This window comes from Caulobacter sp. SRI_014 (assembly GCF_057586315.1).
In genome coordinates this window covers 163,011-179,859 of sequence record NZ_JBYCZQ010000007.1, presented here as the reverse complement: position 1 = coordinate 179,859, position 16,849 = coordinate 163,011, and the positions used below count along the sequence as shown (strand labels likewise).

Below are 16,849 nucleotides of genomic sequence, written 5' to 3'. Positions count from 1 at the left end.
CAAGCGTCCCGCTAGGTCAGCGTAAGGCGTCGAACCAGGCGCCCAGCATGCGGGCCTCGCCCAGGCGGTTGGCGGTGCGGTCGGCGGCCTCCTCGTCGACACCCCAGCGCTCTTCCTGGAAGGCCTCGTCGACCCGGGCCAGGTGGTGGGCTTCCTCGCCGGTCAGGCGGCCGCGCTGCACGGCCAGGGCCAGCAGGGCCGAGCCGAACAGGCTGGTGGCGCTGAGCAGGGCGATCAGGCTGAAGTCGTCCATGGCGAGGGCCAGCGCCCTCGCCTGCTCCAGCGTCTTGACCGGCTGCGGCCGGTGAATGACGCCGGCGGCGCGTTCGAAGGCGAGGTTGTGCTCGGCTTCCGCCCACTGCAGCACCGGCTCCCAGGCCGCCGTCTGGCGGGCGATCAGCTCAGTCGGCTGGTCGGCGAAGTAGCAGAGCGCGTCGCTGCCGGCGTAGCGGGCGAATTCGTCGGCCAGGGCGGCGCGCGACGGCGCGGTCTTCTCGATGGCGGTGAAGGCCAGCCGCGTGGCCGGCATCTGGGCCATCAGGATGAACTCCTTCTGGCGCTCCCACTCCCCCGCGACCAGGTCCGCCAGCGCCTGGGTCGGCGTGACCATGGGCAGGCCGCCCGGGCTCCTGGGCGAGCGCCCGTCCAGCAGAACCGCAAAACCGCCATCGACGGGGGCCACTGTCACGGCCTTGTAGAACCGCCGCGCCGTCTGCACGGTGTCGTCCGGACCTTTGAGCGCCATCTCTTCTTCCTGGTTCGCGACGGAAGCGTGTCGCGCGGGCGTGGAAGTGGGGCAAGCCGGCGAATGTTGCAAGGGAGCGTGACTTGGCCCTGCCCACGAAAGACCTGATGGCGTCGATCGCCGCCACCCGGTTCGGCCTCGGCGCCCGACCGGGCGAGATCGAGGCCGCCCGGTCCGATCCGCAAGGCTGGCTGGGCCGCCAGATTGTCGGCCGGGGCGCGGACCTGGGCGTCGCCAACTACGATCTGAGCGCCGCGCGCATCGCCGAATTCCGCAACTTCCGCGCCGACCGCCGCGAACAGCGGATGGAACAGGCGGACATGAAGGAAACGCCGCCCGGGAATGACCCCGTCCAGATCGCCGGCCGCATGATCCGCGAAGGCGCCGCCGAGGACTTTCTCCTCCGGGCCCGCAACGCCGCCAGCACCGACGCCAGCTTCCGCGAGCGCTGGGCGATGTTCTGGTGCAACCACTTCACCGTCTCGGGCGTGAAACTGATCACCGCCGTCACCGTCGGCCCCTTCGAGGCCGAGGCGATCCGGCCCCGGGTGTTCGGCAAGTTCGAGGACCTGCTGATCGCCTCCAGCGCCCACCCGGCCATGCTGCTCTATCTGGACCAGGCGCAGTCGACTGGCCCGGGCAGCCGCATCGGCATGGCCCTGCAGCGGCGTCCCAATCAGCGCAACCGCACCGGCGGCCTCAACGAAAACCTGGCCCGCGAAATCCTCGAGCTGCACACCGTCGGCGTCGATGGCGGTTACAGCCAGGCCGATGTCACCGAGTTCGCCCGATGCATGACCGGCTGGAGCGTCGGCAATCAGCGAGAGCCGGAGAAGTTCGGCAGGTTCGTGTTCCGCGAGTACGCCCACGAGCCGGGCGACCGCACGGTCATGGGCAAACGCTACAAGGACGCCGGCGTCGACCAGGCGGCGGCGGTGATGAAGGACCTGGCCGCCAACCCGAAGACGGCCCGCTTCATCTGCGCCAAGATCGCCCGCCACTTCGTCGCCGACGCGCCTCCGCCGGCGCTGGTCGCCGACCTGGAGAAGGCCTGGCTGGCGAGCAATGGACATCTGGGCGAGGTCGCCCGGGCCCTGATCGCCTCGCCTCACGCCTGGGCGCCAGAGCCGCACAAGTTCAAGACGCCCTACGAGTTCGTCCTTTCCGGCTATCGCCTGATCGGCGGTCAGCCGGGGGCCATCGAACACATCGCCCCGACGCTCAACGGGCTGGGGATGCGGGCCTATTCGCCGCCCTCGCCCAAGGGCTGGCCGGACGACGGGGCCTATTGGGCGACGCCCGACGCCCTGATCAAGCGCATGGCCTGGGCCGAGTCCTTCTCCGCCGTGGTCGCGCCCGAGCGCGACCCCGACGCCCTGGCCCGCTCGGCCCTCGGCGCTCGGCTCAGCGAGCGCACCGGCAAGGCCGTGGCCCGCGCCGAATCCCGTCCCGAAGCGCTTTCCCTGCTTTTGATGTCCCCGGAGTTCCAGCGCCGATGACCGTCCCCCTCCTGACCCGCCGCTCGCTGCTGGCCGCCGGGGCCGGCCTCAGCGTCACCTTCATGGGCGCCAATGCCTTCGCGCAGGCGACCGGCCACAAGCTGGTGGTTGTGGTCTGCCGGGGCGGTATGGACGGCCTCAGCGTCTCGCCGCCGATCGGCGATCCGGACTACGCGGCCCTGCGAAAGGGCATCGCCATCCCGGCCGACGCGGCCCTGAGACTCGACTCCACCTTCGCCCTGCATCCCTCGCTGGCCGCCATTCACGCCATGGCGCGGCAGGGCGAGGCCCGCATCGTGCCGGCCATGGCCAGCCCGGACCGCGCCCGCAGCCACTTCGAGGCCCAGGACGTGCTGGAGACCGGGGCGGGCGGCGTCTACGCCACCGACAGCGGCTGGCTCAACCGCGCTCTGGCGGCCATGGGCGACCGCAGGGTCCCGGCCCTGTCGGTCGGCGCCACCTCGCCGCTGATCCTGCGCGGCCCGGTGCAGACCGGCGCCTGGTCGCCCGGACGGGCCAGCGAGAAGAGCCCTCGCCTGCCGGGCCTGTTGATGGACCTTTACGCCGGCGATCCCCTGCTCGCCCCCGCCCTCGCCCAGGGTCTGGAGACCGAGGACATGGCCAAGGCGGCCCTGACCAGCATGAGCAAGGCGCCCCCCGGCGAGATGGGCGGCGGCCTGGCCGGCCTGCAGCGCCAGGGCCAGGCCTCGGCCAAGCGCATCGGCCAGACGGTTGCCGGCTTCATGGTTCAGCCGGAGGGTCCGCAGATGGTCGCCCTGTCGGCCGAAGGCTTCGACACCCATGCCAACCAGGGGGCGGCCCAGGGGGTGCTGGCCAACCGCCTCGCCTACCTCGACTCCCTGGCCGAGGGTCTGCGCGAGGGGCTGGGCGCCCAATGGAACAAGACGGTGGTGGTGTTCGCCACCGAGTTCGGCCGCACGGCGCGGGTCAACGGCACCGGCGGCACCGACCATGGCACCGGTTCGACCGCCATCCTGCTGGGCGGGGCGCTCAAGAAGGGCGGCATCGTCGGAGACTGGCCGACCCTGAAGGAGACGGCCCTCTATGAAGGCCGCGACACCCGCCCGACCGTCGACAGCCGGGCCCTGTTCAAGGGCCTGCTGGCCGACCACATGGGCGTCGACCGCCGCGCGCTCGACACGACGGTCTTCCCCGACAGCGCCGGCGTGGCGCCCGTGACGGGTCTGGTCTAGGCCGGGACCACGTCGAAGGCGATCGTCAACCGGGGCTCGTCGCCGCCGAACGGCTCGGTGCCGTGCCACATGAAACTGGGGAACAGCACCAGCATCCCCGGCTGCGGCTTGACGCGGTACTCCGCCTCCAGCGGCGGCTTGGTCGGCGTGCCCGGATGGCCGAAGCGCAGGGAGCCTTCGTCGCCATCGGCCTGCACGCTGGGCGGCAGGGCGACGTAAAAGGCCGAGGAAATCCAGCCGCCGGGATGCAGGTGGTCGACATGCCGCCCGCCCGGCGCCAGCCGCACCGACCAGCTGCCGGTGTACCGGTAGCCGTCGCCGTGCGGACGGCCGCGCATCGGATCGTCGCCCTCGCCAAGCCCCGCGATGTAAGCGCGGATCGGCGCGTCAATGGCCTTGAAGAAGGCCTGGATGACCGGATCGTCGCTCTGGTCCAGCCGGCCTTTAGACTGGGTGCCGCCGCGCAGGGTCTGGCCGATCGGATGGGCCTTGGCCTGATGCACCGCGTCGAGCGCCTTGGCCAGGTCGGCGAGGAAGGCCTCCAGGCTGGACCAGCCCTCCGGGGTCTCGATCACGACGGCCTTAACCAGCGCCGCATGATCGGCCAGGGACGCGTAGCGGGGATCGTCCTTCATCCGCCAGGCCGTAGCCTGCAGGGCGATGCCGTGCTGGTCGAGCGGGTCGATGCGGCGCAGCTTTTCGGCCGTGACCTCGGCGCCGTTGACGTCGCCGGCGGCCAGTTGCGCCTGGGCCAGGGTGGCCAGGCCGAAGGTGTCCATCGGCGCGCGGCTGACCGCCTGGGCGGCCAGCAGGGCGGCCCGGATCGGATCGCTCGCCAACACCACCTGCGACGCCGCGCACAGCAGATAGTTTGGCGCGTCCGGATGCTCGGCGGCGGGAACCAGGGAGGCGATCGCGCCCTCGGTGTCGCCGGTGTATTCCAGCAGCTGGCCCTTCACGACCAGCAGCGGCGCGGCCGCGTTGCCGGTCTTGCCGGCCAGGGAGGCGTCGAGGCGGGCGCCGGCGGCGGCCACATCCCCGGTCCGGGTCCAGATCAATTGCGAGAGGTCGCGGTGCGTGCCCGGATCGTCCGGATCCTGCGTCAGCGCCGCCTCGAAGGCGGCCTGGGCCTCCTCGAAGGCGTCGCGGGCCAGCAGGTAGTGGCCGAGGGCCCGATGCAGGGTCGCCGAGCCGGGCTGGCGATCGATGGCCTTGCGGATGGTCGCTTCGGCCTCGGTCGGGCGGCCGGCGCCGGACTGCGCCATGGCCAGGTTCTGCAGCGCCAGCGGATCGCCGCCGGAAGCGGCGACGGCGGCCTCATAGTCCGCCAGTTCCGCCTGGGTGTCGCCGCGATGGCCATGGGCGCTGGCCCGCACGGTGAGGAAGGACGGATCTGGCCCGCCGGCCAGGCTCTTGTCGAGCACGGCGATCGCCTCGGCCGCCTCGCCCTTGTCGATCAGGTACTGCGTCAGGCTAAGCGTGCCCGAAACGAAGCGCGGATCGCGCCTGTGGGCCTCGCGCCAGGCCTCGGCGGCATCATCGCCCCGGCCCTGTTCGTAGAGGAACTCGCCCAGCGCGGTGGGCGCCAGCGGCCCGGCCTTGTCCAGCTCGGCGACGCGCCGCAGGGCCTTCTCAACGCCGGCCGGATCGCCGGCCATCTGGGCCAGGGTCGCCTGGGCCCACCAGACGCGCGGCTCGTTGGGGATGGCCCCCGCGACATGAGCCAGCACCTGCTGCGCCTGCTCGGGACGGCCGCCCTGCAGGTGGAATTCAACGGTGGCCATCATACGGGCCTGTTCGGGGGTCAACGCTTGGATCTCCGGGCAAAGGGGTCTTCATCGACTTCCGATTCATGGAAGCCGAAGCGCTCGAAGCCGGCCCGCAGTTCGGGGCTGATCGGCGCGGTCACATCGATGAGGCCGCCGCTGGGATGCGGCACGACCAGGCGGCGGGCGTGCAGTTGCAGCTTGATGCCACCGCTGAGTTCGCTGCTCTTGTCATTGGAATATTTCGGGTCGCCCAGGATCGGGTGACCGATAGCCTGCATATGGGCGCGCAGCTGGTGGGTGCGGCCGGTGTGCGGGCGCAGGGCCATCCAGGCGGCTCGGTGGGCGGCCCGGCTCAGGGTGACGTACTCGGTCTCGGCCGGATCGCCGCGCGGGTCCTTTGGGTCGGCCGCGACGACCAGTTCGCGGTCGCCGACACCGGTCTTCATCAGGGGCAGTTCGATGACCCCTTCGGCGGGCTTGGGGTTGCCCGAGACGATGGCCCAGTAGGTTTTCCTGGCCTTGCGCCGGGCGAAGGCCCCCGACAGCTTGGCGGCCGCGCCCGGGCTCTTGCCGAGGATCAGGACGCCGGAGGTGTCGCGGTCAAGACGGTGGACCAGACGCGGCCGCTCCAGCCCCTCGCCCCATGCCGACAGCAGCCGGTCAATGTGGTGTGGCGTCTTGGTGCCCCCCTGGACCGCCAGGCCTGCGGGCTTGTTAAGGGCGATGACCTCGTCGTCTTCATAGAGCACCAGTGAACGGACGTAGGCCGCGTCGCGGTCGCTGATCTTCTTCTTCTCGCCGGCCGGCGGGGCGTCGGGCAGCGGCGGCACGCGGACGATCTGGCCGGCGGCCAGCCGGGTGTCGGGCTTGGCCCGCCCGCCGTCGACGCGCAGCTGGCCGGTGCGGGTCAGCTTCTGGATCTGGATCTGGCCAAGGTGCGGCCAGCGCCGCCGGAGCCAGCGGTCCAGGCGGCTGCCGTCCTCGCCATCGGCGACGATCAGCGACTTGACCTCTCTGACGCTCACGCGAAGACCCTCCGGGCCAGCATCAGCCCTGCAAAGACAGCGGCGACCGACGCGATCACCGACACCGTGGCGTAACCGGCCGCCCCGGCCATGTCGCGCCGCTCGATCATGCCCACCACCTCCAGCGAGAAGGCCGAGAAGGTGGTGAAGCCACCCAGGAAGCCGACGCCGGCCAACAGCCGGATCCGCTCCTGCCCGTCCCCGCCACGCAGGGCCAGGGTCCCGATCAGAAGACCCATCAACAGGCCGCCGAGGATGTTCACCGTCAGCGTACCCCACGGCCATCCGCCCCAGCGCGCGGTCAGCGTCCCGGTGAGATACCGGGCCACCGAGCCCGCCGCCCCGCCGGCGGCCACCAGAAATAGCTTGTCCATCCGCGCCTTATAGCGAAACCGGGCGGTTCCGCACCCCCTTGGGTCAGTTGTAGCTGGCGCAAAGCGCGCGGCGTTCGGCGCGGCGTTCTTCCGCCTTCCTGAACTTGGCGTCGATCTCTTCGGTCGTGTCGATGTGGTCGTCGTCGACACTGAAATCGAAGTCCTTGCTCACCTGATCGGAAAGGATCCCGAAAGCGGCTGCCAGCGACTGATCGTAGGAGGCCGCATCCCGCTGCCGGCGGAGCCTGTAGAAACGGGTCTCCGTGTCCAGGGACGCGGCTCCGACAACCAGCCGGACCATCTCTGCCTGGCCCAGACATATGACCAGATTGTCGTCATCAATCATTGGGCTGTCAGGTCTGAAGTCCATGTCTCCGAAATCAGCCGGATCGAGCGCATCCGTCATTTCAAAGGTGCTTTGATTGTCGACCGATCGCACGACGAGAAGGTCCCGGCAGCGCTGCTTTTCGTCGTACAAGTCGCCCTGCATCTCGCCCATCATCATGGGCTTGAAGGTTTTTCCCAGTGTCTCGGCTTCCGCCGCGATCTCGTTGTCGCCAAGGCCCCGGGCACGCCAGTCGGCGACAAGCGCCTTCTCCCATCCGAGGAAGAGCGCACGTGGGTCGGGGCCGGGTTTCTCCCCATCTTCTTCAGTCTCGTCGAGATCGACAGGCTCTCTGCCCGCGGCCACATCCTCGGCGTTCAACCGGGCTTCGATGCCCGCACGCATGTAGCGGATCGAGGCGAGGCGAAAGCAGGTCCGGATAGTCTCCGGGTCGGACGGCTTCACCATCACCGCCGGCTCCGCCGCGAAGGCCGGCGACACCATCAGGCCGTACAGGACGACAAACAGAGCAGGCGGCAGGCGCATCATGGAAGCCTGCCTGATCCTTCGCCCGGCCGCCAGTATCGGGCTCATGACGGATCGACGTCGAAGGCGATCGTCAGTCGCTCCTCGCCGTCCTCGAACGGTTCCGTGCCATGCCACATGGCGCTGGGGAACAGGGCCAGCATGCCGGGCCTGGGCTGGATCCAGCGTTCGGCTTCCAGCGGCGGGGTCGTCATCAGCCCCGGCTTGCCCAGCCGCAACCAGCCGGCCTTGCCGCCGGCGTCGACCTCGGGCGGCAGGGCGACGTAGAAGGCCGAGGAAATCCAGGCCTTGTGCAGGTGGTCGATGTGCACACCGCCGGGCGCCAGCCGCACCGACCAGGAGCGCACGACCCGGTGCGGCCTCGCCTCGCCGGTCATGCCGAGGATATGGGCGGCGATAGGCGCCTCTATCACCTGGAAGAAGGCGCGGATGGCCGGATCGTCACTCTCGGCCAGGCTTTTGTCGGTCTGGGTGCCGCCGCGCAGGGACTGACCGACCGGATGGGCCTTGCCGCCGTGCAGCGCGCGCAGGGCCACCGCCAGGTCGGCGAGATAGGCCTCCAGACTATCCCAGCCAGGCGGCGTGGCGATGGTCTGGGTCGAGACCATGGTCTCGTAGTCGCAGGCCTCGGCGTAGCGGGGATCGCCGTTCAGACGCCAGACCAGCTGACGGATCGAGTGAGCGTGCTCATCGTGGGGGGCGATGGCCAACAGACGCTCGACCGCCGCATCCGCCGCGAGGGTGTCGCCGGTCGCCAGCATGGCCTCGGCCAGGGCGGCCAGGGCAAAGGGATCGTCGGCTTCCCGGGCCAGGGCCCGCTGCGCCATGCCGGCGGCCGCTTCCGGATCGACCGCGATGGCCAGCCGGGCGGCGGCGCTGAGCACCAGCGGCGGGGCGGCGAAATCGGCGGCCGCCTCGGCCAGCACGGCCCTGGCGGCGTCGGCCTCACCGGCGTATTCCAGCACCCGCGCCTTGAGGACCAGCAACCCCGGCTCGCCGGGTTTGAAGGCCAGGGCCGTGTCGATCTCGCGCGTCGCTTCGGCGGCGTCGCCGGTCAGGCTCCAGCGCAGGGCCGCAAGGTCGCGATGCAGTCCCTCGTCCTCCGGCCAGTGGCGCAGGCCGTCGCGCAAGGTCGCCTCGCAGGCCGCCAGATCGCCGCTCAGCCGCTCGCCATGCGCGATCAGTTGGGTGAGGTCCGCCGACTTCATCCCCAGCGCCTGGGCCCGCCGACCGGCCTCGACGGTTTCGGCGCCCCTGTTGAGCTGAGCCGAGACGGCGGCGCGGTCGAAATGCACCTCGGCCTCTTCCGGGGCCAAGCCGGCGGCGATCCGCAGGTCGTCGAGCGCCTCATCCAGGCGGCCCAGCCGGCGATAGATCCAGGCGCGCACGCCGCGCACCGCCAGGGTCCCGACCTCAGGCGGCTTCGAGAGCGCCGGGGCGAGGATGGCCAGCGCTTCTTCGGTGTCGCCCTCGAGGGCCAGTTGCTGCGCCACTGCCGAAGCCACGGGATGGTCGGGATCAGCCGCCAGGGCGTTGCGCCAGGCCTCCAGCGCCTCTTCGGCCCGCCCGGCGGCGGCCATCACCTCGCCCAGCGCCACCCAGCCCTGAGCCCTGCCCCCGTCGATCCGGACCAGATGGCGCAGCGCCCGCTCGGCGCCGACTGTGTCGCCCGCCGCGCGGCAGGCCGCCCCCAGGGCCCACCAGACGGGCGGCGTGGTCGCCGCTTCCATGCCCACGGCCGCAAGCATGGCGCGGGCTTCGACGGGCCGGCCGCCGCGCAAAAGCTGTTCGGCCTGGCGGAAGCGATTCAACTGATCGGGGCTCATGGCGCAGTTATACCCGCAACCCTCCACAGCGATATCGTTCCTCAACCTGGGCATATATACGCGGCGTTAAGCGCACCTGCGGCACCGTGCCGCGCAGATGAACGCTCCGCCCCTCGACCGCATCGCCGCCGCCGATGTCGCCGCCGTTCTCGAACGGGTGGCCGGCGCGGATCTGGCCGCGCGCGGCGGGATCACGGTCATCAGCGTCGAGGCCGTCCGCGACAAGGTCGGTGAGCGCTGGGAACGCAACCGCGCCGCCGTCTGGGCCTATGTCCAGCGTCGCATGGCCGAGCATCTGCAGCCCGGCGACATCTTCCAGCGCATCGGCGACACCGACTTCCTGATCGCCATGACCAGCGAGCACGGCGCCGCCGCCCAGGCCGTGGCGCTGCGCATTCTGGAAGAGGTGCTCAGCCACTTCCTGGGCGAGGCCAAGCCCTCCCAGCTGAAGCTGCGCACCGTCACCGAGGTCAACGGCGACGAGCTGCGCTGCGCCGAGCTGGACCCGCGCATCATCGCCGTGGCCCGCCGCACCGAAGACGCCCCGGACTCGCCTCATCGCTTCGGCATCGACCCGCGCGAGGAGTCCCGCCGCAACCCGGCCAGCTTCGTCACCGCCAGCGGCGCCCGGCTGCGGGTCGATTTCGCGCTGGAACATCTGGTCAGCCTGCGCCACCAGGTCACCGCCGCCCTGCGGGTCGAGCCGACCGTCACCGACGAGGCCAGCGGCCGGGTATTCGCCGCCCGCCAGCTGATCCGGCTGAGCGACGACGAGCTGGAGCAGATCGATCAGGCGACCATGGACTATGGCGCCCTTTTCCTGCCCGCCGGTCAGGACCGGTCGCGTACGCCGCTGATCCTGCCGGCCTCCTTCCGCACCATGATGGCCCGAAAAGGTCGCGGCATGCTGATCGCCGCCGCCGGCCAGGCCCCGGACCTGGCCCGCACCGGCCTGCTGGTCGAGCTCAACGACGTCGACCGTGGCACCCCGCCCGGGCGGCTGATCGAGGTGGTGGGGCTGCTCCGCACCCTCACCCGCGGCGTCTTCGTGCGCGGGGGCCTGGCAAAGGACGCGCTGGAGCCGCTGCGCGGGGCGCGGCTGGCCGGCGTGACCATGGACGCCTCCGAGCTGACCAGCGACGCCTCGAAACTGGCCGCCAGCCTGCTGGACTTCGGTCGCCAGGCGCGAGGTCTGGCGCCTGCCGTGGCCGTCCAGGGCCTGCCGTCAGACGACTATTTCGCCGTCGCCGAAGTGGCCGGCATGACCCACGCAGCGGTGCGCGGCGCTGTCCTCACCGCCACCCGGTCGGCCGCCTAGAGCAGGCTTCCGCGGCCGCTGGTCACTTCGCTGTAGCGGTGCACGCGGGTCGACAGCACCAGGCCAAAGCCGATCATCACGGTCATCATGACGGTGCCGCCGTAGCTCAGCAGCGGCATCGGCACCCCGACGACCGGCGCCATGCCCATGACCATGGCCCCGTTGATCAGCACATAGAGGGCAAACGTCGCCGTCACCCCGGCCGAGCCCAGGCGGCCGAAATGGCTGTGGCTGGTGGCGGCGATGCGCAGGGCCATGAAGATGATCCCGACGTAGAGCAGAAGCACCGTTGCGGCGCCGAGGAAGCCCAGCTGTTCGGACAGGGCCGCGAATATGAAGTCGGTGTGCTTTTCGGGCAGGTAGTCGAGCTGGCTCTGGCTGCCCAGACCCAGGCCCTTGCCGAGGAAGCCGCCGGAGCCGAGCGCGATCTTGGACTGCAGGATGTGATAGCCGTCGCCGCTCGGGTCCTTTTCAGGTTCGAGGAAGGTGAAGACCCGCTTTCGCTGGTATTCCTGCAGAACGAAGAAAATGAAGGGCGGCAGGGCGGCCAGGGTGGCGACGATGCCGCCGACGATCAGTTTCCAGTCCAGCCCGGCCAGGACCATGATCGCGACGCCCGTGGAGCCAACCAGGATGGCGGTGCCGAGGTCGGGCTGGTGGGCGACCAGCAGAGTCGGGGCGGCGATCAGCGCGAGCGGGATCAGCAGCCACCAGCTCATCCGGGCGCTCTCGGCCGAAACCCCGTGATAGAAGCGCGCCAGGGCCAGCACGATGCCGATCTTCATGATCTCGGACGGTTGGAAGCGCGCCGGGCCGATCTCAAGCCAGCGCTGGGCTCCCTTCGAAACGTCGCCGAACAGCTCGACCAGCACCAGCAGGAAGAGGCCGACCGCATAGACCGGATAGGCCGTCTCGAACCACCACCGCAGCGGGACCATGGCCAGCACGATCATTGCGACAAAGAAGATGCCGTAGCGCACCAGATGTGCGGCGGCCCAGGGCGTCCAGCTGGAGCCGGCGACGAAGTACATGATCAGCGACCCGGCGCCGGCGATCAGGCACAGCAGAAGGCAGAAGACCCAGTCGATCTCTAGAAACTTGATCAGCGGCCGGTCACGCTCGCCGGGCCGGGACAGGGCGGACATGGTCATCGGCCGGGTGCTCCGGGAACCGCTGCGGGCGGCGGGTTCGAGATGCCTTCGCCCGCCGGGGCCAGCGGCTCGATGCCCTCGGCCGGTTGGGCCGGCTGGGCGGGCTGAACGCCCTCGACGTCAGCGTTGGGATCGAGTTCTGGCGGGGGCAGCGGCTTCTCGATGCGGGCCCTGATTTCCGGGTCCTTGAGCAGCGCCGTGCGCATGATCTCACGCGCCCGCGGCGCCGCCGCCAGCGAGCCGCTGACGCCGCCGTGCTGGACGATGACCGACAGGGCGTAGCGCGGATTGTCGACCGGTGCGAAGGCGATGAAGAGGTTGTGGTCCTTGAGCTTCCAGGCAAGGCCGGCGTTCTTGCGCGACTCGCCGACCTTGTAGTCGCGCGACTGGGCCGTGCCGGTCTTGCCGGCCATCAGCACGTCGCCGAGACCCAGCTGGCTCTGACGATAGGCGCCGCCGGTGGTGTCGTTGGCCACCGCCGCCATGGCGTTGCGAACAATGTCCAGGTGCTCCTTGGGGATCGGCAGGTCGGGAACGGCGGCGCCCGAGGGCAGCTCCTTGCCGCCGACCGACTTGATAAGCCGGGGATTCAACGCCTTTCGGCTGTTGGCGATGCGGGCCGTGGCGACGCAGAGCTGCAGGGCATTGACCGTGACGGCCCCCTGCCCGATCGCCACCGACAGCGTCTCGCCCAGGTGCCAGACCCTCGCGTCGGGATTGGCAGCCTTCTTGAAGGCCTCCTTCTTCCAGGCCTTGTTCGGGATGAGCCCCCGGGACTGGCCCGGAATGCCGATGTCGAAGACCTGCTGGAAGCCCAGCTTCTTGGCGGTATCGGCGATCAGGTCGATGCCGGCGCGGTTGCATAGATGGTAGAAATAGGTGTCGCAGCTGTTCTTGATGGCGTCGTGCATGTCCTGCGCGCCATGGCCGCCGGCCTTCCAGCAGCGGAACGTGCGGTTGCCGTAGTGGTAGCCGCCCGTGCAGACCACCCGCTCCTTGGGATTGATCCCGGCCGCCAGCAGGGCCAGCGCCGTGGTCGGCTTGAAGGTCGAGCCGGCCGGGTAGGTCCCCGACAGAGCCTTGTCGAGCAGCGGGTTGCGTTCGTACTGCGCCAGAGCCCGGTACTCCGGTCCCGAAAGGCCGCGCACGAAGCCGTTGGCGTCAAAGGCCGGGGCCGACATCATGCAGAGGATGTCGCCGGTGCGGCAGTCCATCAGCACCGCGGCGCCGCTCTCCTCGCCGAACACCTCCAGCGCCCGCCGCTGAACATCGACATCGAGAGTCAGTCTGATTTCGTCGCCCGGCACCGGCGGCAGGTCGCCGCCGGGGTCCTCGGCCACCACGCGGCCCTTGGCGTCGACCTCGACCTTCTTGCCCCCGGCCTTGCCCCGCAGCTCCAGATCGAAGGCCTTCTCAACCCCCTGGCGGCCGATGCGGAAGCCGGGATTGAACAGCAGCGGGTCGGGCGTCTGGCCGGCGTCCTTGACCTTCTTGATGTCCTTGTCGTTGACCTTGGCGACATAGCCGATGACGTGGGCGAAGGCGCCGCCGTAGGGATAGACCCGCACCTCGGCCATGTCGGCCGAAACGCCCGGCAGTTCCGGCGCGCGGACGTTGATGCGGCTGAACTGCTCCCAGGTCAGGTCTTCCATGACCGGCACCGGGGCCTTCTTGGGCGCGCGTTTGATGTCCTTGATCAGCCGCGGAATCCTGGCCGGATCGATGGGCACCAGCTTGGCCAGGTTGTTGACCACCCGCTCGACGTCGGTGTCCTCGTCCCGATAGACGGTCAGCCGGAAATTGGGGCGGTTGGAGGCCAGCACCGCGCCGTTGCGGTCGAGGATCCGCCCGCGCGGCGGCGGCACCATGATGAAGTTGAACTGGTTGGAGCTGGCCAGCATCTGATAGCGCTGGGCCTCGACCACCTGCAGATAGGCCAGCCGCGTCCCGAGCGCGGCCATGCCGAGACCCGTGATGCCGCCCAACAGGAAGGCGCGCCGGTTGAAGTCGCCCTGACGGCGATTGACCTCGCTGAAGAAGATGGACGGCTCGCTCACCGGAACCTCACATCCGCGTCGTCGAAGCGGTCGATCAGTCGGTGCGCGAACGGATACAGCAGGCTGGTGGCGAGAAGTTGCCAGATCATGCCGATGACGTTCGGCGTCGCGCCCGACTGCAGCATCGTGAACAGAAAGCCGGCGATCAGCACCACGCCGGTGACGCCCGCGTACCAGGCCCACATCATCATCCGGCTCTGGCCCGTCATCATGGCCCGCATGGCCAGGGTCAGGCCGTAGCCGATCAGCATGGAAAGGCTCCAGAGGCCGAACGGCGTACCCCACAGCAAATCGAGGATCAGGCCGATGACCAGGATGACGATCGGCGACAGGATCGAGGGCCGGATCACCGCCCAGGAGAAGACGCAGATCATCGGAAACACCGGCTCGGGCAGCTGCAGCCCCAGCAGGCGGAACGGCAGGCCAAGTAGCAGGGTGGCCAGCAGGCAAAGCAGGGCCGGCGCGCCCATCCAGCGCCAGGGATCGAGCGGCCGAGCGGCCTGCAGGCTCACGGCATGCCCCCCGGCGTCGCGTCGGGTTTGGCGGCCGGCTTCGGCGCCGGCGGCCTGGCGGCCGGCGGAGGCGCTGCGGTTTTCGGTGCGGGCGGCGGCGCGGTCTTGGCGGCCGGCGGAGTCTGGGCCTTTACCGCAGGCGTTGCAGCGGGCGGCGGCGCACCAACCGGAGCGGGCGGCTTGGGCGCCGGGGCCAGGATGGTCCTGGCCGCCAGGGCCGCTGGGTCCTCGGTCTTGATGTCGGGCATGACGCCGGAGTTAAGCGCCTTGTCGTCGGCCAGCTGGGAGAAGTCCTTGAATTGAATGATCCGCACCCAGTCGAGGGCCGTGGCGTCGCTGTCCAGGGCCACCCGCCATTTGCCGTCCAGGCCCTTTACGGCCCGGCCGACCGGCAGACCGCGCGGATAGACACCGCCGTCGCCGCTGGTCAGCACCCGGTCGCCCGGCTTGACCGGATCGGGGCCGCGCAGGTTGTCGAGGCGCGGATTATCGCCGCCATCGCCGGTCAGGATGGCGCGGGCGTTGCTGCGGGCGATCATCACCGGCGTGCGCGAGGAGACGTCCTTCAGGAGCAGGATGCGGCTGGCATTCGACGACACGCCGACCACCCGACCGATGACGCCGCGCTCGCTGATAACGGGATAGCCGATGGCCACGCCCTTGTCGGTCCCGGCATTGGCCAGCTGAGCCCGGCGGAAGGGGCCGCGACCGTCGAACACCACGCGCGCCGTGATCATTGGCATGGCCGGCTCGGTGCGGACGTTCAGCATGGTGCGCAGCCGGGCGTTTTCCAGCGCCAGGGCGGTGGCCCGGTCCTCGACCCGGCGGGCGTCCTGCAGCTCCTGTTTCAGCCGGCGGTTCTCACCGGCCGCGTCGAAATAGCTTCCCAGCCAGGAGAAGCCGCCGCTGATCCAGCGACCAGGCTGGGCGACCACATCGCCGACCGGGGCCACGACGTTGTCGACGGCGGTCTGGGTGGCCTGTTGGGCGGTGTTCTCGACCGTGCCGCGACGGTCCGACAGCATCAGGGCGATGGCGATGACGACGCAGACGACCAGGGCGACCCCGGCCGTCCAGGCGAGGGGCACCTTCAGATCGCCAAACGTGTCCTGGCGGAACGCCACCCGATATCTCCCCTAGATCCGCAAAGCGGATCTAGAAATGTTTGGTTGGGAAGACGACGGGCGGCGGAACCGCACACACTTCCGCCTGCCGTCTTCCCGCTGGGACAAGAAGTCCCGATTCGAGAAGTTTAGACGAGCGTGCTCTCGAGAACGCCCTTCATCCACTTGGGGTGTTCAAGAACCTTGCCACAGCCAAGCGCCACGCAGGACAGCGGATCGTCGGCCACGGTGACCGGCAGGCCGGTGTGGTCGCGGATCTCGGCGTCCAGGCCGCGCAACAGGGCGCCGCCGCCGGTCAGCATGATGCCCTTATCGGCGATATCGCTGGCCAGTTCCGGCGGGGTGGCTTCCAGGGCGACCTTTACGGCCTCGACGATCTGGTTGACCGGTTCGGCCAGCGCATCGGCGGCCTGCTTTTCCGAAATACGCACTTCGCGCGGCACGCCCTGCATCAGGTCGCGGCCCTTGACGTCGATCGACAGGCCTTCGCCATCGGCCGGCGAACGGGCCGTGCCGATTTCCTTCTTGATACGCTCGGCGGTGGTCTCGCCGATCAGCAGGTTATGGTGGCGGCGCATGTAGCTGATGATGGCTTCGTCCATCTTGTCGCCGCCGACCCGCACGCTGCGCGAATAGACGATGCCCGACAGGGACAGAACCGCCACCTCGGTGGTGCCGCCGCCGATGTCGACGACCATCGAGCCGGTCGGCTCATGGATCGGCAGGCCGGCGCCGATGGCGGCGGCCATCGGCTCGTCGATCAGGCCGACGCGGCGGGCGCCGGCGTTCAGGCAGCTGTCGTTGATGGCGCGGCGTTCGACGGCGGTGGCGCCCGACGGCACGCAGACGATCACCTTGGGGTTCACGAAGCCCTTGCGGTTGTGAACCTTGCGGATGAAGTACTTGATCATCTCCTCGGCGACTTCGAAGTCGGCGATGACCCCGTCGCGCATCGGACGGATGGCTTCCATGTGGCCGGGGGTGCGGCCCAGCATCTGCTTGGCTTCGATGCCGACGGCGTGGACGCTCTTGCGGCCGCCGATGTTGCGCAGGGCCACGACCGACGGCTCATTCAGAACGATGCCCTTACCCTTCTGATAGATCAGGGTGTTGGCGGTGCCGAGGTCGATGGCGATGTCGTTGGACATGGCGCCGAAGAGAGAGCCGAACATTCAGGGCCTTGAGGTCAGGTGCAAATCGGGACGGGCGAAGCGCTGCCCTGCAAGCCCTGCACCATGCGAAAAAGCCCCCGGGGCCCCCAGATTCGCGGTTTGGTCCAAAGCATTGCGGAACGTGACGCGTTTGCCCCGCGAACGTGTTGATTTCAAGGTCTAAACTGAGCGCCGTTTCACCAAGTCACGGAA

Annotated in this window: 14 protein-coding genes; 3 read left to right on the top strand and 11 right to left on the bottom strand. The window is 69.6% G+C overall.

Translation table 11 applies throughout. The annotated features are described in order from the left end of the window. Positions 1 to 16: 16 nt before the first annotated feature. On the bottom strand, positions 17 to 745 hold the full coding sequence (locus tag AC2YG9_RS16240; RefSeq protein WP_487299024.1) for an ATP12 family chaperone protein: 729 nt from the start codon (positions 743 to 745) through the stop codon (positions 17 to 19). An 83-nt stretch (positions 746 to 828) separates the two neighbouring features. On the opposite strand from AC2YG9_RS16240, the gene AC2YG9_RS16235 reads away from it, so the two are divergent. Together AC2YG9_RS16235 and AC2YG9_RS16230 are read left to right on the top strand one after the other, a co-directional pair. After that, complete coding sequence (locus AC2YG9_RS16235) at positions 829 to 2,244, top strand: DUF1800 domain-containing protein (protein WP_487299023.1); 1,416 nt, start codon at positions 829 to 831, stop codon at positions 2,242 to 2,244. Next, positions 2,241 to 3,458, top strand: a complete 1,218-nt coding sequence (locus AC2YG9_RS16230; RefSeq protein WP_487299022.1) for a DUF1501 domain-containing protein — start codon at positions 2,241 to 2,243, stop codon at positions 3,456 to 3,458. The genes AC2YG9_RS16235 and AC2YG9_RS16230 overlap by 4 nt, the downstream gene beginning before the upstream one ends. On the opposite strand, the gene AC2YG9_RS16225 is transcribed toward AC2YG9_RS16230, so the two are convergent. The 5 genes from AC2YG9_RS16225 to AC2YG9_RS16205 are packed head-to-tail and all read right to left on the bottom strand — an operon-like array spanning position 3,455 to position 9,323. Further along, on the bottom strand, positions 3,455 to 5,266 hold the full coding sequence (locus AC2YG9_RS16225) for a putative 2OG-Fe(II) oxygenase (RefSeq protein ID WP_487299021.1): 1,812 nt from the start codon (positions 5,264 to 5,266) through the stop codon (positions 3,455 to 3,457). The genes AC2YG9_RS16230 and AC2YG9_RS16225 overlap by 4 nt on opposite strands. Further along, on the bottom strand, positions 5,263 to 6,252 hold the full coding sequence (locus AC2YG9_RS16220; RefSeq protein ID WP_487299020.1) for an RluA family pseudouridine synthase: 990 nt from the start codon (positions 6,250 to 6,252) through the stop codon (positions 5,263 to 5,265). The genes AC2YG9_RS16225 and AC2YG9_RS16220 overlap by 4 nt, the downstream gene beginning before the upstream one ends. After that, on the bottom strand, positions 6,249 to 6,626 hold the full coding sequence (gene crcB / locus AC2YG9_RS16215) for a fluoride efflux transporter CrcB (protein WP_487299019.1): 378 nt from the start codon (positions 6,624 to 6,626) through the stop codon (positions 6,249 to 6,251). The genes AC2YG9_RS16220 and crcB overlap by 4 nt, the downstream gene beginning before the upstream one ends. Before the next feature lie 43 nt (positions 6,627 to 6,669). After that, positions 6,670 to 7,500 carry a hypothetical protein gene (locus tag AC2YG9_RS16210; RefSeq protein WP_487299018.1) on the bottom strand — a complete coding sequence of 277 codons (831 nt, stop codon included), beginning with the start codon at positions 7,498 to 7,500 and terminating at the stop codon, positions 6,670 to 6,672. A 41-nt stretch (positions 7,501 to 7,541) separates the two neighbouring features. Next, entirely contained in the window at positions 7,542 to 9,323 is a 1,782-nt protein-coding gene (locus AC2YG9_RS16205) for a putative 2OG-Fe(II) oxygenase (RefSeq protein WP_487299017.1), read from the bottom strand. Positions 9,324 to 9,420: 97 nt separating this feature from the next. Here AC2YG9_RS16205 and AC2YG9_RS16200 point away from each other — a divergent pair, with 97 nt between their 5' ends. Then, on the top strand, positions 9,421 to 10,641 hold the full coding sequence (locus AC2YG9_RS16200) for a nucleotidyl cyclase domain-containing protein (RefSeq protein WP_487299016.1): 1,221 nt from the start codon (positions 9,421 to 9,423) through the stop codon (positions 10,639 to 10,641). On the opposite strand, the gene rodA is transcribed toward AC2YG9_RS16200, so the two are convergent. From rodA to AC2YG9_RS16175, 5 genes are all read right to left on the bottom strand, one after another. Next, positions 10,638 to 11,792 carry a rod shape-determining protein RodA gene (gene rodA / locus AC2YG9_RS16195; protein ID WP_487299015.1) on the bottom strand — a complete coding sequence of 385 codons (1,155 nt, stop codon included), beginning with the start codon at positions 11,790 to 11,792 and terminating at the stop codon, positions 10,638 to 10,640. The two genes, AC2YG9_RS16200 and rodA, sit on opposite strands and share 4 nt — an antisense overlap. Continuing rightward, complete coding sequence (gene mrdA, locus AC2YG9_RS16190) at positions 11,789 to 13,849, bottom strand: penicillin-binding protein 2 (protein ID WP_487299014.1); 2,061 nt, start codon at positions 13,847 to 13,849, stop codon at positions 11,789 to 11,791. The genes rodA and mrdA overlap by 4 nt, the downstream gene beginning before the upstream one ends. Then, positions 13,846 to 14,361, bottom strand: coding sequence for a hypothetical protein (locus AC2YG9_RS16185; RefSeq protein WP_487299013.1), 516 nt, complete (start codon positions 14,359 to 14,361; stop codon positions 13,846 to 13,848). The genes mrdA and AC2YG9_RS16185 overlap by 4 nt, the downstream gene beginning before the upstream one ends. Then, positions 14,358 to 15,485 (bottom strand): rod shape-determining protein MreC, encoded by a 1,128-nt coding sequence (mreC, locus tag AC2YG9_RS16180; RefSeq protein WP_487299012.1) that lies wholly within the window; start codon positions 15,483 to 15,485, stop codon positions 14,358 to 14,360. Before mreC ends, AC2YG9_RS16185 begins: the two co-directional genes overlap by 4 nt. 128 nt (positions 15,486 to 15,613) lie before the next feature. Further along, positions 15,614 to 16,657: a rod shape-determining protein gene (locus AC2YG9_RS16175; protein ID WP_271064850.1), complete on the bottom strand. Its 1,044-nt coding sequence runs from the start codon at positions 16,655 to 16,657 to the stop codon at positions 15,614 to 15,616. Positions 16,658 to 16,849: the final 192 nt, after the last annotated feature.

Bases quoted from the DNA above. Each gene is read 5' to 3' on its own strand.
- AC2YG9_RS16240 (WP_487299024.1), bottom strand. From the start codon at position 745: ATGGCGCTCAAAGGTCCGGACGACACCGTGCAGACGGCGCGGCGGTTC.
- AC2YG9_RS16230 (WP_487299022.1), top strand. From the start codon at position 2,241: ATGACCGTCCCCCTCCTGACCCGCCGCTCGCTGCTGGCCGCCGGGGCC.
- crcB (WP_487299019.1), bottom strand. From the start codon at position 6,626: ATGGACAAGCTATTTCTGGTGGCCGCCGGCGGGGCGGCGGGCTCGGTG.
- AC2YG9_RS16210 (WP_487299018.1), bottom strand. From the start codon at position 7,500: ATGATGCGCCTGCCGCCTGCTCTGTTTGTCGTCCTGTACGGCCTGATG.
- AC2YG9_RS16205 (WP_487299017.1), bottom strand. From the start codon at position 9,323: ATGAGCCCCGATCAGTTGAATCGCTTCCGCCAGGCCGAACAGCTTTTG.
- AC2YG9_RS16200 (WP_487299016.1), top strand. From the start codon at position 9,421: ATGAACGCTCCGCCCCTCGACCGCATCGCCGCCGCCGATGTCGCCGCC.
- rodA (WP_487299015.1), bottom strand. From the start codon at position 11,792: ATGACCATGTCCGCCCTGTCCCGGCCCGGCGAGCGTGACCGGCCGCTG.
- AC2YG9_RS16175 (WP_271064850.1), bottom strand. From the start codon at position 16,657: ATGTTCGGCTCTCTCTTCGGCGCCATGTCCAACGACATCGCCATCGAC.